Source organism: Mesorhizobium sp. CA6, assembly GCF_020165035.1.
Taxonomy (GTDB): Bacteria; Pseudomonadota; Alphaproteobacteria; order Rhizobiales; family Rhizobiaceae; genus Mesorhizobium.
Genome location: NZ_JAIUHI010000012.1, coordinates 176,683 through 190,192 on the forward strand (window position 1 = coordinate 176,683; position 13,510 = coordinate 190,192).

Here is a 13,510-nt window from a genome sequence, read left to right on the forward strand (position 1 = left end):
AACATGTAGGTTCTCGATGGACGATTTTAAGCCCTTCTGTTTAGCTGACAATATGGCTAGGTGGGCAAACCGCAGCGAATTTCTCAATCGTGAATGCGGCAAGGTGCGTCAGGTTGCGATCTCGCATGAAAAAACCCGGCCGCGTTTTCGCGACCGGGTCCTTTTGATTGGCCCGCTGGCCGTGTCCGGTGTGATCGGGCGAAATTACTTCGCCTTGGCGACCACCGATTCGAAGGGCTTGTACGCTTCCTTGGCGAGCTCGGCATAGAGATTGCCGATCTTGCTGGCCTCGGCCACGAAGCTCTCATAGCTCTGCTTGGCGTAATCGGTCTGGATCTCGACGGCCTTCTCGATCGACTTGGCCGCGAACAGCTTCTCGAAGGCGGCGGTGCCGGCTTCGAAGCTCTTCTTGGTGTATTCGCCGGCTTCGGTGGCGATCGCCTGCGCGCCCTTGGTGAGCGAGGCGAAGCTCTTCAGCCCGGTGTCGGCAAATTCCTTGCCGTATTTCGTGAAGTCCTCATAGGTCTGGGTCATTTCATACTTCCCTTTGGTTGAAACGCCCTTTTTGCCCCGGGCGCCCTTGTGCAATGCACCTCAATATATTGTGCGATGCACAAAAGTCAAGAATCCCTTGATATGCAGGGGGTCCAGCGCCGGCAGCCGGTAAAATTCGATTAAAGAGAAGCTCGATTTGCCGAAAAATGGTGAACGCGGCGGTTACCATAAACGGATTGGTAACGCTGGGCGCGATAGCTTGGCTGGAAGTGAGGCCGGCACTCCCTTTGCCGCCTCCGGGGCAACGAAAATTCAGGGTAAGTAACGGTGCGTCAGGCGTTGTCGGGGCTAGTCTCCAAATCTTTCTCCCTCAGGGCAATTATGATCGCCGCGCTCGCGATGACGGTTGTCGTCGCCGACGTAGCGTCAGCAATGGCAGCAAGAGCCTCGGCCATCGTCGTGGACGCCAAGACCGGCAAGGTGCTCTACTCCGCTGACGCCAATGGCCGGCGCTATCCCGCCTCGCTTACCAAGATGATGACGCTCTACCTCACCTTCGAAGCGCTGGCGAAGGGCAGGATCAGCAAGAACACCCCGGTTCCGTTTTCCGCTCATGCCGCCGCCGAGGCGCCGACCAAGCTCGGAGTGCGCGCCGGCGGCTCGGTTCCGGTCGAGACCGCGATCCTGTCGATCGTGACGAAATCAGCCAACGACTCGGCGACCGCGCTTGGCGAGATGCTTGGCGGCAGCGAAGACAATTTCGCCCGCATGATGACGGCCAAGGCGCGCCAGCTAGGCATGAACGGCACCGTCTTCCGCAACGCCAACGGCCTACCCGACCCCGGCCAGTTCACCACGGCTCGCGACATGGCGATGCTGGGCATCGCGCTCCGCGAGCATTATCCGCAATATTACGGTTATTTCTCGCAGCGCTCGTTTCTATATGGCCGTCAGCGCATCAACGGCCATAACCGTCTGCTCGGCCGCATCAAGGGCGTCGACGGCATCAAGACCGGGTACACCCGCGCGTCAGGCTACAACCTCGTCTCCTCCGTTGCCGATGGCGACCGCCGCCTCGTCGCGGTGGTGATGGGTGGCGCTTCCGGCCGCAGCCGCGACAACCAGATGGCCGCGCTGATCAACACCTATCTGCCGCGCGCCTCGACGCGCGGCGGCGGCGATCTCATCGCCAAGGGCAACGACAATCCGATCAAGACCTTGGCCAAGGTCTTTTTGCCCAAGCATGACGCGCCGACTCCGGACGCCAAGCCGGTTACGGATGACGCTGTCGTCGCCTCAGCCGACGATGACGCCCAGGATGACAACCAGCAGGTCGCCGAAGAGACGAAACCGGTGATCCAGATCAAGAAGGTGAAGACGGTTGCCGTGGCCGCGATGGCGCCGCCCGCCAAAACCGAGGAAGCCTCGGCCCAGGTCGTCACCGCTTATGCCGACCCAGCGCCCGCAGCACCGGCGATCGATCCGGTCAAGACATCGTCGGTGCCCTCCGGCTGGGTCGTTCAGGTTGCATCGTCGCCGACGAAAACCGGAGCCCAGGCGCTGCTCGAAAGGACGAGCAAGCAGGCGCCGAGGGTCCTGGCGGACGCATCGGGCTTCACGGTCGCTTTCGACAAGGACGGCACCACCTACTACCGCGCCCGTTTCGGCGGCTTCGGCTCGAAGGACGCCGCCTGGAAGGCCTGCGACGCCCTGAAGCGCAAGAAAATCTCGTGCTACGCCGTCGAGCAATAGGCGGCTGTTGAAATCTCCGGGAAAGTACCCGCGTCGAAGGAGACTAATCGTGATTGGAGAGCAGGACGTCCTTGGCTTCATTGATCCGCGCCGCCAGGACAGACGTGCCGCCGACATCGGCGTTCAGGCGCTGCATCAGGCGGCGGTGCGCCTTGCGGATATCCGCCGCGGCAGCCCCCGCTTCAAGACCAAGGACCTTGTAGGCCTCCTCCTTAGTCATGGAGCCCGCACCTGGCGCAACACCCAGCCCTTCGCCACCGTGCGGCTGCGCGTCCTTGCGCCAGACGGGAAAACGGCCGTCAAGATACGTCTCTAGGAGCTGGCGGCTCTCCATATCCGGGCTGAGCTCGCCATGAAGCTGGCGCAGGTCCGTCAGCCCCATTGCGCCCAGCATCTTGCCTTCATAACGCCCGGCCAGGACGAGCCCCTCGAGCTTGCCGCTGTCGTGGTCGAGGTCCATTTCGAGCGCGGCAGTGCGCACCGTCGAATGTTTGGAAGCGGCGGCGCGCGCCGGAGGCCGCCTCGTGCGTATCCAGCCGACCCAGGCCAGCGCCGCGAGCAAAAGCAGTCCGCCGATAAGGCTGCGGCCGAAGATCAGCATGGGCGCCCCGACCAGTCCCAGAAAAGCCGGTCCAAGCGATCTCAGACTATCGGCCATCCTTGCGGGATCAGCGCGCACAAAGAGCATGGCGGCGCCGAAAAGCACCACAAGCACCGCTGCCAAGGCGAGGATCACACCCATTGATTAGCACCGCCATACGGATGACCGAGCATAACAAATAGGATGGGACCAAGGTCCGGCGCTTGCAAGTCCCACATCGGACGAGCCGAAGGGCCAGCGGTGGGTTTGCCGGCCGGCGCGGCGCTACAGCAGGCCGAGTTCGGCGAGTTCGAGCCTGAGCTTCGGCGGCATTTCGGCGAGTGCCGCCCTGCCCTTGCCGAGATCGGCCGGTGCGTCGGCGGGCTTCAGATAACGCCAGCCCTGGAAGGCGCGGCGCGGCTGCCAGTCGGTGCGCACCACCTCAGGATCGAGCACCAGATGACAACGGCCGATGCCCTCGCCGTCGACGAAGGGCCGGATCTCGGTGATCAGTTGCCGGCACTGCACGCTGCCCTTGATCACCCAATAGAGCGAGCCGCCGTCGGTGATCTCATCGCCGCGCGTCGGCACCATGCGGGTGGTGTGCCAGTGCTCGGCCGGCTCGCCCGCACGGCGCCGCTCGTCGAGGCGGAAGGCGATCCACTCTTCGAGGTCCTCGACGCTGTCGCAACCGACGCACAGTTTGATGAGATTGAGTGACATGCCCCAAGATTTAGCCGCGAGGGTTGACGCGTCAACGCCTTGAGCGACTTCTCCACAGGGCCAGCCTGGGGTCTCGATAAGACCTCAGCACTCCACCACATTGACCGCGAGACCGCCGAGGCTGGTTTCCTTGTATTTCTCGTTCATGTCGAGGCCGGTCTGGCGCATGGTCTCGATCGCGGCGTCGAGCGGCACGAAATGCGTGCCGTCGCCCTTGATGGCCAAGGAGGCCGCCGTCACTGCCTTCACCGCGCCAAGCGCGTTGCGCTCGATGCAGGGCACCTGCACCAGGCCTCCGACAGGATCGCATGTCATACCGAGATGATGCTCGAGCGCGATCTCGGCGGCGTTCTCCACCTGCTCGGGCGTGCCGCCCATGACGGCGCAAAGCCCGGCGGCGGCCATCGCCGAAGCGGAACCCACCTCGCCCTGGCAACCGACCTCGGCGCCCGAGATCGAGGCGTTGGACTTGATGATGCCGCCGACGGCGGCGGCCGTCAGCAGGAAGTCGCGGATGCTCGGCTGGTCGGCTTCGGGATGGAAATGCAGCCAGTAGCGCAGCACTGCCGGCAGCGTGCCGGCAGCGCCATTGGTCGGCGCCGTAACCACGCGACCGCCCGCGGCGTTCTCCTCGTTGACTGCCATGGCGTAGATCGACAGCCAATCATTGGCGAGCAACGGATTTGGCCTGTTCTGCTGCCACTGTTCCTGCAATTTGTCGTGCAGCTGCCGCGCGCGGCGGCGCACCTTCAACCCGCCCGGCATTATGCCGTCCTGCGACAAGCCGCGATCGATGCAGCCCTTCATCGCGCCCCAGATCGCGTCGAGACCTTCGTCGAGCTCCTCGCGCGACATATGCTTTTCCTCGTTGGCGCGCTTCATCTCGGCGATCGAAAGCCCGCTCTTGGCCGCCATAGCCAGCATTTCGGCGGCGTTCTTGAAGGGGTACGGCACGTTCTTGCCTTCGGTCGTCACCGAGCCCTTTGCCTTCATGCGCTGCAGCTCTTCCTCGGAGACGACGAAACCGCCGCCGATCGAATAATAGATGCGTTTGAGCAGCAGCCGGTCGGAAGCATCATAGGCATAGAAGGCCATGCCGTTGGCGTGGCCGGCCAGCGGCGTCTTGCGGTCGAGCACGAGGTCCTTGGCGGGATCGAAGCGATATGTCGGATGCCCGGGCGGCGAAACTCGCTTTTCCGCGCCGATACGGGCGACGATGGCGTCGGCCTCGTCCGGATCGACCGTCTGCGGCGTCTGGCCTGCCAGGCCCAGGATGACGGCGCGGTCCGAGCCGTGGCCGATGCCGGTATAGGCAAGCGAGCCGTGCAGGCTGGCGCCGATGCGGTCAACCTTGACGCCGGCGGGCCGGGGCCAGTCGCCGGCCAGGATCTCGTCGAGGAAGCGGCGCGCGGCCGTCATCGGCCCCATCGTGTGCGAGCTCGATGGGCCGATGCCGATCTTGAACAGGTCGAAAACCGAAAGGAACACTGGGGCGTCGTCTCCTGAGGACCGCTCAAGGCTTACATATAGGAATTCCCGGGATGTTTCCGCTGTTTTGCATGGCGCGGCGCGGCGGCTGCCGACCTTGTTTGGTCCGCCAGCGACATCGCTTGCCGCCTGTCGAAGTGCCGGCACCCCTTGTGTTAAAAGCAATGGATGGGCGATTCACTTCATCTTTCGGCGGCCGATCTGGCGGCGCTGGCTTTCTTCCTGGTCGTCTGGGTTGCGCACACGCTCGCCTCGGACGGCAAGCTGGTCCGTCGCATGTCGCTGACCACGGCGATGAATGCCCAGCGCGAGGCCTGGATGCGCAATATGGCCGAGCGTGAAATCCGCATCGTTGACACCGCCATCATGGGCGGCCTGCAGCAAGGCACCGCCTTCTTCGCTTCTTCTTCTCTGATCGCGCTCGGCGGCTGCTTTGCCCTGCTCGGCGCCTCTGACCGCGTGCTTGAGGTTCTGGCCGACCTGCCCTTCGGCGCGGCCTCGTCGCGCGAAGCCTTCCAGACCAAGGTGTTCGGCCTGGTGCTTGTCCTGGCCTTCGCCTTCTTCAAATTCGGCTGGGCCTACCGCCTGTTCAACTATTGCTCGATCCTGATCGGCGCGGTGCCGACCCCGCATGGCCCGGCTTCGCGCAACCCGGTCAGCGAAACGGCGGTGTGGCGGGCGACGCGCATGAATGTGCTTGCCGGCAAGCACTTCAACTCCGGACTGCGCGCCGTCTTCTTCTCGATCGGCTATCTCGGCTGGTTCGTCGACCCGGTCGTCTTCGTGATATCGACGCTGGTGCTTCTGGCGGTGCTAGTGCGGCGCCAGTTCTTCTCGGCGGCCCGGCAAGCCGTGCTCGGTCAGCCGCCCGGCCCGGGAAAGAACTGATCGATCTTGCCGGACAGCCTGTAGGCGAAAAGCCCGATCCATTCGCGCACTGCGATGGTAGTCGCCTGCACCGAATCGACCGGATTGTCGCGGTAGAAGCCGACGCCTTCCCTGCCCGAGGTGCGATAGTCGACCGGCCACGGAACGGTCGTAAAACCCGCCTTGTCGAACAGCGCCTTGGCGCGCGGCATGTGGAAAGCCGAGGTTACCAACAGCCAGGTCTCGCCCGGCTTCGGCTCGACCAGTTTTCGCGAGAACACCGCATTCTCGTAAGTGTTGCGGGATTTATCCTCTAGGATCAGGCGATCGGCGGAAACGCCTAAGGCGCCGAGCAGCCGCGGCGCCGTGTCGGCGTCGCCCTCGCCGTCGAGAAAAAGCGAGCCGTTGCCGCCCGATACGACGACCTTCGCTTGCGGAAAGCGCCTCGCAAGGATCGCTGTCTCCACCATGCGGTCGCCGCTGCTGTTCAGCTCGTAACCGCCGCGCGCCAGATTGATGGCGCCCTCGAAGCCGCCGCCAAGCACGACGATGCCGTCGACCTTCTCGGGCAATGGCGGCTTGGGGAAGCGTTCTTCGAGCGGATTGAGCATCATCGCGCCGACCGACGTCCAGGCCGAAAGGACCAGGATCGCGATGCCGAGCACACTGCCTGCGGCCGCCAGCCGCCGGCGCCCAAACAGCGCTGCCAGCAGCCGGCAAGCAACAGGAAGATCGCCAGGTTGATCGGTTGGATGAAGAACCAGAGAATCTTGGAAAGATAGTAGAACATGCATCGCCCCTTGTCAGATGAGGGGCGACGCTACCACCACTTCTCCGGCTGGAACCTGCCCGCGGCCTGCTCGATGACGTTGGCCGTCTGGAACAGCGTTTCCTCGTCGAACGGGCGGCCGATCAGCTGCAGGCCGAGCGGCAGGCCCTTGCCGTCGAGGCCGGCCGGCACCGAAATGCCGGGAAGGCCGGCCATGTTCACCGTCACGGTGAAGATGTCATTGAGATACATCTTGACCGGATCGGAGGCCATGTCCTCGTCGGCGATGCCGAAGGCGGCCGACGGCGTCGCCGGCGTCAGGATCACATCGACGCCGGCGGCAAAGACGTTCTCGAAGTCGCGCTTGATCAGCGTGCGCACCTTCTGCGCCTGCAGATAGTAGGCGTCGTAATAGCCCGCCGACAGCACATAGGTGCCGATCATGATGCGCCGCTTGACCTCGCGGCCGAAACCGGCGGCGCGGGTCTTCTCATACATGTCGACGATATCCTTGCCGGGCACGCGCAGGCCGTAGCGCACGCCGTCATAGCGGGCGAGGTTCGACGAAGCTTCGGCGGGCGCCACGATATAGTAGGCGGGCAAGGCATATTTGGTATGCGGCAGGGAGATGTCGACGATCTCGGCGCCGGCGTCCTTCAGCCAGGCAATGCCTTTCTGCCAGAGCGCCTCGATGTCTTCCGGCATGCCGTCGACACGATACTCCTTCGGAATGCCGACCTTCATGCCCTTGATTGGCTTGCCGATCGCCGCCTCATAGTCCGGCACCGGACGGTCGACCGAGGTCGTGTCCTTCGGGTCGACGGAGGCCATCGACTTCAGCAGGATCGCGGCGTCGCGCACATCGCGCGCGATCGGCCCGGCCTGGTCGAGCGAGGAAGCGAAGGCGACGATGCCCCAGCGCGAGCAGCGCCCGTAAGTCGGCTTGATGCCGACCGTGCCGGTCAAGGCGGCTGGCTGGCGGATCGAGCCGCCGGTATCGGTGGCGGTGGCGCCGGCGCAAAGGAAGGCGGCCACCGACGAAGCCGACCCACCCGACGAGCCGCCCGGTACCAGCTGGGCGTTGTCCAAGGTCCGCGCCGTCTTCGTGCCGCCGGCGGACACAAAGCCGCCATCGCCCTGATGCGTCGTCGGCATGACGACCCTATCGACACGCGAGCGTCGCCACGGATTGATCACCGGGCCGTAATAGGAGGTCTCGTTGGACGAGCCCATGGCGAACTCATCCATGTTGAGCTTGCCGAGCATGACGGCGCCGTCGGCCCACAGATTGCTGGTCACGGTCGACTCGTAGCGCGGCTTGAAGCCGTCCAGCACGTGACTGCAGGCCTGGGTGTGGATGCCTTCGGTGGCGAACAGGTCCTTGATGCCGAGCGGAATGCCTTCCAGCGCGCCGCCCTCGCCCGTCGCCAACTTGGCATCGGAAGCCTTGGCCATGTCGCGCGCCTTGTCGGCGGTCACAGTCACATAGGCATTGAGCACGGGATTGGCGCGCTCGATCGCCGCGAGATAGGCCTCGGTGATCTCGGCCGCGGTGATCTCCTTGCCGCGCAGCTTGGCGCGGGCCTCGGAAATGGTGAGATGTGTGAGATCGCTCATCAGGCAAGGCTCTTTTCGTAAAACACCGACCACTCGGAGTCGGGATAATCCAGCACCGGTCCGCAACGCGAGAATCCGGCGCGCTCATAGACGGTCCAGGCGGCGGGGTGCCGATCGCCGGTTTCAAGGACCAAGCGCCTCAGCCCTTCCTGCCGGGCAAGCGCCTCGACACGTGCGACGATCTCGGCGCCGATCTTGCGGCCGCGATGCGAAGGCCGCGTGTACATACGCTTGACCTCGCCGACCGCATCGTCATGGCGCTTGAGCGCGCCGCAGCCGACAGCAAGGCCGTTGTCGCGAGCGATGAACACCGTCGTATCCTCGTCGGCCATCTGCTCGACGGTGAGATGATAGCAGTGCTCGGGCGGCGTCAGTTCGAGCAGCGCGGCGTTGAGTTCGGCGACCAGCGCGCGCACGTCGTCCTGCAAAGGCGTCTCGACGGCGATCTCGACAGCCACGCTCTACTCCACCACCTTCGGAACGAGGAAGAAGTTCTCGTCCGTCGCCGGCGCGTTGGCGACGATGTCGGCGGCCTTGTTGCCGTCGGTGACGGCATCCTGGCGCTTCTTCATCTCCATCGGCGTGACCGAGGTCATCGGCTCGACGCCCGAAACATCGACCTCGTTCAACTGCTCGACGAAGCCGAGAATGGCGTTCAGTTCGCCGGTCATGCGCTCGGCGTCCTCCTCGCTCACCGCTATGCGGGCAAGGTGCGCGACGCGCTTCACGGTCTGAAGATCAACGGACATGTTCTATCGCCTCGGGAAAACCAGTTCGGGCTATAGCGGCGCGGCGCTCAGCGTGCAACACGGATCATGCCGGTTCGATCGCCACGCGGTCGTTCCCCGGGCGCTTACGCGGCAATGCCACGCCCTCGCAGTGATAGTGGCTGCCACGGTTTGCCGGCCTGTCTGCAGTGTATCTTTTCCTGGCTCGGGAGCAGAGCTCTTGCGACGCAGAGAAATCTAGATCGTGATCGCCTTGCCGATGTCCGGCAGCGCCACCTTTACGCCCGAGCCTTCCATGCCGGCGACGAACTTGTCGGCGGTCTGGTCGATCATCGAGAAGGTGCCGAAATGGCAGGGAACGACCGTATCGAAGCCGAAGAAGCGGCGGCAGGCAAGGGCCGCCACGGCGCCGCCCATGGTGAAGCGGTCGCCGATCGGGACGATGCCGATCTTCGGTTCGTGCAATTCGTTGATCAGCCCCATGTCGGAGAAGATATCGGTGTCGCCCATATGGTAGAGCGTCTTGTCCTCGGGAAAATGCAGGACAAGCCCGCCCGGATTGCCGAGATAGGTGTTCGTGCCGCCTTCGCCGCCGAAGGAGGACGAGTGCAGCGCCTGGACGAAGGTCGTGGTGAAAGGGCCGCAATCGACGGTGCCGCCAATATTGCCCGGATTGATCTTGTCGCCGCTGACGCCCTGGCCGACGAGGTACATGCAGATCTCGAAATTGGCGACCAGCATGGCGCCGCTTTTCTTCAGCACTTCGACCGCGCCGCTGACATGGTCGTTGTGGCCATGAGTCAGGAGAACATGGGTCACGCCTTCCGCCGGCCCTTCCCAGCCGCCCGTCCACGATGGATTGCCGACCAGATAGGGGTCGATGAGAATGGTGGCGTCCTTGGTCTCGACGCGAAATGCCGAATGCCCGTACCAGGTAAGTTTCATGAGCGCTTTCCTCGATTTCTCCGTTGCCGGAAGATAGAACGCTAGTCGCAAATTGAAAGTGGCGCCCTCCTCCTACACGTCAAAAGGATGTGACGCCTGGATATCAGAGGAAGTCGTTGGGCATTATTTCAATCGAGGAATTGCCGGCGCGGCTTGCCGGCGGCAAGACGCTCGCCGGGCTCGATCTCGGCGACAAGACGATCGGCGTGGCGGTTTCCGATCGCGGGCTTTCCTTCGCCCATCCGCGCCCGGTCATCCTGCGCAAGAAATTTTCGCTGGATGCCGCCCAGCTTCTCGCTCAGCTCCAGAAGGACAATGTCGGCGCCGTCGTACTCGGCCTCCCGGTCAACATGGACGGCTCGGAAGGGCCCCGAGCACAAAAATCCCGCGCCTTCGTCCGCAACATGGCGCCGCTTTCCGACCTGCCCTTCGTGCTGTGGGACGAGCGGCTATCGACGGTTGCGGCCGAACGGACGCTGATCGAGATGGATTTCTCGCGCAAGAAGCGCGCCGGCAAGATCGATTCGGCGGCCGCCGCCTTTATTCTGCAGGGAGCGTTGGACCGGCTTCAGTCGCTTGGCCGAGCCGATCGGGGCTGATATCGCCGTGCCGGCGCTGCCTGATCCATTCGGCGATGTTGCGCCGGCGGCGGAAGGCCCAAAGTCCCATGAGCAGGAAAAAGTCGAAAATGCAGGTCCGCGCCACCATGCCCGGAATGATCGCCGGATCGACGCCGAGCATCTGGCCGTAGAGCTGGAAAGCGAAATCGTGCACCTGTCGGCTCAGCATCGCATAGCCGAAATTCATGTCGTTGGCCGACAGGAAGAACCATCCCCAAAAGATGGCCATCGGAGCAGCCCAGAGCGTGAATATCGTGCGCATCAGCGCCTGCCTCCAGGGTTTTCAGGGCGGCCGGATATGCGGGAAAGAAGCGAGCTGTGCGCGGCTCCTATCGCCATGCGCGAGGCGGCGCGGATATCACCCTCGGGCAAGTGCATTGCTGCAAAGGTGGAGCGGCGTTCAGCCAGCACGGCGATGTAAGAGGCAAGCAGCGCCGTCATCTGGATGGCGACGATCATGAACAGGCCGTTAATGCCTTGAACCACGCCGCCGATGAGGATCAGCGAAAGCAGGAAAGATGCCGAGATGAAGGCGATCCGGGCCACGCTCTCGCCCGCGTCCGGCCTTGCCGCCGCGTTCAGCAGCGTTTCGACGAAGGCCCAACAGAACAACACCGCGACGATCAACAACGCGATCGAAAGCGGCGCCAGCACGGCAACATTTTCAAGCCCGGGAAGCCCGTTGGCCTGGACTGAGAGGCCAAGCACGCCAAGCGCCGTCGCTATGCCGCGGCTGCCGTCCATGCAGATATAGGCAAGCAGGGCGAAAACCACCGCCCAATGCAAGGCCAGAACTGAGCTCAACACGTGCCGCATACGTTTCCCGTTGGCGGAGTTCGGGGAGGTCATGGTTAACCCTTCCCTACTCCAGCAAAGTGGAGAGTGGGCTTTGCATCGGCTCGCCGCAACGGAAACCATTTGTTAAGGTTAACAGCTATCCACAGATCGGCAATCTGCCGTTGATGCATGTCGCCCAGAAGTGCGCAGCGGTTCTGGGATAACGACATTCATCACAACAACGACTTAAGCGCGTCACCCGAATCCGTTTCGGCGCGATGCGCTCTACGGTATGATGTCGAAAAAGCGTGAAGCGGTTTTCGGATGACGTGATGCTCAATCTCTTGGTTTAGAGATTTAGAGGCGGATCAGGTCACCGGTGGATAGAGCGTGTCGATGATCATGCGCGCGTCGTGGCGCGAGTCGAGCATGCCGTAGGTGGTGCGCCACTGGCCGCCGAGCCGCGTTTCGACGAAAGCGTCGGCGATCCGCCCTGCCCCCAGCCTGCGCAGCTCCGCCGCGGCGGCCGAAAGCGCCAGCTGTTCGGTGAGCAGGCGCGCCGAGCCCTGGTCGGTCGCGGCGACCTGCATGGCGGCCTTCAGCACGCCGATGGTGCCCCGTCCGCCGGTGCCGAGATCGCGGTCGATGCCGGTCAGCACCTCCTCGAACAGGCCGGGCGCGCGGCCGAGCACGCGCAGCACGTCGAGCGCCATGACATTGCCAGAGCCCTCCCAGATCGCGTTGACCGGCGCCTCCCGGTAGTAGCGGGCAAGCGGCGCTTCCTCGACATAGCCGTTGCCGCCAAGGCATTCCATCGCCTCGTAAAGCAGCTGCGGCGCAATCTTGCAGACCCAGTATTTGACGACTGGCGTCATGGCGCGGGCAAAGGCCGCCTCGCCGCGATCGCTTGCCGCCTCGTCGAAAGAGCGCGCCAGCCGGAACGACAGCGCCGTGGCCGCGGCGACGTCGAGCGCCATGTCGGCCAGAACCCGCTGCATCAGCGGCTGGTCGATCAGGTTGGAGCCGAACACCTGCCGATGACGCGTGTGATGGACGGCCTCGGAGAGGCCCGCCCGCATCAGCGCCGACGAAGCGACCGCGCAGTCGAGCCTGGTCAGCGTCACCATATCCATGATCGTCTTCACGCCCGCGCCCGGGTCGCCGACCATCTCGCCGATCGCGTTGACAAACTCCACCTCCGACGAGGCGTTCGAGCGGTTGCCGAGCTTGTCCTTCAGCCGCTGGAAGCGGAAGCCGTTGCCGGAACCGTCGCCCAGGATGCGCGGCACGAGGAAACAGGACAGCCCCTCCGGAACCTGTCCGAGCACCAGGAAGGCATCCGACATCGGCGCCGACATGAACCATTTGTGGCCGGTCAACCGGTAAAAACCACTGCCGGTTCGCTCCGCTCTGGTGGTGTTGGCGCGCACATCGGTGCCGCCCTGCTTCTCGGTCATGCCCATGCCGAGCGTCAGCCCGGTCTTCTGCACGGGAGGCTTCTGCGCCTGGTCGTATTTGCGCGTCGTCACGCGCGGCGCCCATTCGCGGAAAAGCTTCGGGCTTGCCATCAAGGCCGCCAGCGAAGCGCTGGTCATGGTAATGGGGCAAAGATGCCCCGTCTCGAGCTCAGCGGTCAGGTAGAAGCGTGCCGCCCTCACCTGATGGCGGCGGCCGATCTCGGCATCGCCGTTTTCCCATACCGAAGAATGCAGGCCGCCGGCGATCGCGCGGCGCATCAAGGCATGATAGGCCGGATGATATTCGACAAGATCGAGGCGGCGGCCCTGGCGGTCATGGGTGCGCAATTTCGGCGTGTCGGTGTTGGCGAGGCGGGCGAGTTCCTGCGCTTCCTGCGTCATCACGAACCGGCCAAGCCCATCGAGATCCTTGCGCACGGGGTCGGAAAAACGCTCGGCCAGCTGGATGAGCAACGGATCGCCCCGCCATGCATTGCCGCCTGCCAATGGCGGCGGCTGGTTGATCACCTCGTCGGTCACGCCCAATCCTTCAGTTGCCCAATCCTTCAGTTGGCCGAGAGGTTCTTACCATTTCCAAGCCCGCGGTCGCGAATCCGAAGCCACTGGGCCTTATAGCCCAAGCCACGGAAGGCGCGCGACGAAAATACCGGGGAGAACGCCCGCGATCCAAA

General features: G+C 63.8%; 14 protein-coding genes and 1 pseudogene. 3 read left to right on the forward strand and 12 right to left on the reverse strand.

What is annotated here, in order from left to right:
- Window positions 1-204: 204 nt before the first annotated feature.
- Window positions 205-534 (reverse strand): phasin family protein, encoded by a 330-nt coding sequence (locus LB526_RS19540; RefSeq protein ID WP_095765346.1) that lies wholly within the window; start codon window positions 532-534, stop codon window positions 205-207.
- A gap of 288 nt (window positions 535-822) precedes the next feature.
- On the opposite strand from LB526_RS19540, the gene LB526_RS19545 reads away from it, so the two are divergent.
- The gene (locus LB526_RS19545; RefSeq protein WP_224528810.1) at window positions 823-2,247 is read left to right on the forward strand and encodes an SPOR domain-containing protein; all 1,425 of its coding nucleotides are present in this window, start codon (window positions 823-825) and stop codon (window positions 2,245-2,247) included.
- Window positions 2,248-2,290: 43 nt separating this feature from the next.
- Here LB526_RS19545 and LB526_RS19550 read toward each other — a convergent pair whose 3' ends face one another.
- The 3 genes from LB526_RS19550 to LB526_RS19560 form a co-directional block, all read right to left on the reverse strand.
- Window positions 2,291-2,989 (reverse strand): molecular chaperone DnaJ, encoded by a 699-nt coding sequence (locus LB526_RS19550; protein ID WP_095765344.1) that lies wholly within the window; start codon window positions 2,987-2,989, stop codon window positions 2,291-2,293.
- 123 nt (window positions 2,990-3,112) lie between these two features.
- Entirely contained in the window at window positions 3,113-3,550 is a 438-nt protein-coding gene (locus LB526_RS19555) for a DUF1489 family protein (protein WP_095765343.1), read from the reverse strand.
- Window positions 3,551-3,634: 84 nt separating this feature from the next.
- Window positions 3,635-5,038 carry an L-serine ammonia-lyase gene (locus LB526_RS19560; RefSeq protein WP_224528813.1) on the reverse strand — a complete coding sequence of 468 codons (1,404 nt, stop codon included), beginning with the start codon at window positions 5,036-5,038 and terminating at the stop codon, window positions 3,635-3,637.
- 168 nt (window positions 5,039-5,206) lie between these two features.
- Here LB526_RS19560 and LB526_RS19565 point away from each other — a divergent pair, with 168 nt between their 5' ends.
- Entirely contained in the window at window positions 5,207-5,926 is a 720-nt protein-coding gene (locus LB526_RS19565) for a DUF599 domain-containing protein (protein ID WP_140841255.1), read from the forward strand.
- On the opposite strand, the pseudogene LB526_RS19570 reads toward LB526_RS19565, so the two are convergent.
- The 5 genes and pseudogenes from LB526_RS19570 to LB526_RS19590 all read right to left on the reverse strand — a co-directional run bounded on the left by LB526_RS19570 (window position 5,899) and on the right by LB526_RS19590 (window position 9,964).
- Window positions 5,899-6,695: pseudogene (locus tag LB526_RS19570) on the reverse strand (YdcF family protein). The gene LB526_RS19565 and the pseudogene LB526_RS19570 sit on opposite strands and share 28 nt — an antisense overlap.
- Window positions 6,696-6,725: 30 nt before the next feature.
- Complete coding sequence (locus LB526_RS19575; RefSeq protein WP_224528842.1) at window positions 6,726-8,291, reverse strand: amidase; 1,566 nt, start codon at window positions 8,289-8,291, stop codon at window positions 6,726-6,728.
- Window positions 8,291-8,749, reverse strand: coding sequence for a GNAT family N-acetyltransferase (locus tag LB526_RS19580; protein ID WP_224528845.1), 459 nt, complete (start codon window positions 8,747-8,749; stop codon window positions 8,291-8,293). Before LB526_RS19580 ends, LB526_RS19575 begins: the two co-directional genes overlap by 1 nt.
- Before the next feature lie 3 nt (window positions 8,750-8,752).
- On the reverse strand, window positions 8,753-9,040 hold the full coding sequence (gatC, locus tag LB526_RS19585; protein WP_095765337.1) for an Asp-tRNA(Asn)/Glu-tRNA(Gln) amidotransferase subunit GatC: 288 nt from the start codon (window positions 9,038-9,040) through the stop codon (window positions 8,753-8,755).
- 216 nt (window positions 9,041-9,256) lie between these two features.
- Window positions 9,257-9,964 carry a metal-dependent hydrolase gene (locus LB526_RS19590; RefSeq protein ID WP_224528848.1) on the reverse strand — a complete coding sequence of 236 codons (708 nt, stop codon included), beginning with the start codon at window positions 9,962-9,964 and terminating at the stop codon, window positions 9,257-9,259.
- A 116-nt stretch (window positions 9,965-10,080) separates the two neighbouring features.
- On the opposite strand from LB526_RS19590, the gene ruvX reads away from it, so the two are divergent.
- Window positions 10,081-10,563: a Holliday junction resolvase RuvX gene (gene ruvX / locus LB526_RS19595; protein ID WP_224528889.1), complete on the forward strand. Its 483-nt coding sequence runs from the start codon at window positions 10,081-10,083 to the stop codon at window positions 10,561-10,563.
- On the opposite strand, the gene LB526_RS19600 is transcribed toward ruvX, so the two are convergent.
- The 3 genes from LB526_RS19600 to LB526_RS19610 form a co-directional block, all read right to left on the reverse strand.
- On the reverse strand, window positions 10,505-10,846 hold the full coding sequence (locus tag LB526_RS19600) for a DUF6105 family protein (RefSeq protein WP_140841241.1): 342 nt from the start codon (window positions 10,844-10,846) through the stop codon (window positions 10,505-10,507). The two genes, ruvX and LB526_RS19600, sit on opposite strands and share 59 nt — an antisense overlap.
- Entirely contained in the window at window positions 10,846-11,400 is a 555-nt protein-coding gene (locus LB526_RS19605; RefSeq protein WP_224528986.1) for a hypothetical protein, read from the reverse strand. Before LB526_RS19605 ends, LB526_RS19600 begins: the two co-directional genes overlap by 1 nt.
- Before the next feature lie 329 nt (window positions 11,401-11,729).
- Window positions 11,730-13,358 (reverse strand): DNA alkylation response protein, encoded by a 1,629-nt coding sequence (locus LB526_RS19610; protein WP_224544459.1) that lies wholly within the window; start codon window positions 13,356-13,358, stop codon window positions 11,730-11,732.
- Between the last annotated feature and the right edge of the window lie 152 nt (window positions 13,359-13,510).

What these genes read in the sequence shown, in the direction of transcription:
- LB526_RS19575 (WP_224528842.1), bottom strand. Translation starts at nt 8,291, where the DNA reads ATGAGCGATCTCACACATCTCACCATTTCCGAGGCCCGCGCCAAGCTG.
- LB526_RS19565 (WP_140841255.1), top strand. Translation starts at nt 5,207, where the DNA reads ATGGGCGATTCACTTCATCTTTCGGCGGCCGATCTGGCGGCGCTGGCT.
- LB526_RS19600 (WP_140841241.1), bottom strand. Translation starts at nt 10,846, where the DNA reads ATGCGCACGATATTCACGCTCTGGGCTGCTCCGATGGCCATCTTTTGG.
- LB526_RS19540 (WP_095765346.1), bottom strand. Translation starts at nt 534, where the DNA reads ATGACCCAGACCTATGAGGACTTCACGAAATACGGCAAGGAATTTGCC.
- LB526_RS19605 (WP_224528986.1), bottom strand. Translation starts at nt 11,400, where the DNA reads ATGCGGCACGTGTTGAGCTCAGTTCTGGCCTTGCATTGGGCGGTGGTT.
- LB526_RS19590 (WP_224528848.1), bottom strand. Translation starts at nt 9,964, where the DNA reads ATGAAACTTACCTGGTACGGGCATTCGGCATTTCGCGTCGAGACCAAG.
- gatC (WP_095765337.1), bottom strand. Translation starts at nt 9,040, where the DNA reads ATGTCCGTTGATCTTCAGACCGTGAAGCGCGTCGCGCACCTTGCCCGC.
- LB526_RS19555 (WP_095765343.1), bottom strand. Translation starts at nt 3,550, where the DNA reads ATGTCACTCAATCTCATCAAACTGTGCGTCGGTTGCGACAGCGTCGAG.
- LB526_RS19550 (WP_095765344.1), bottom strand. Translation starts at nt 2,989, where the DNA reads ATGGGTGTGATCCTCGCCTTGGCAGCGGTGCTTGTGGTGCTTTTCGGC.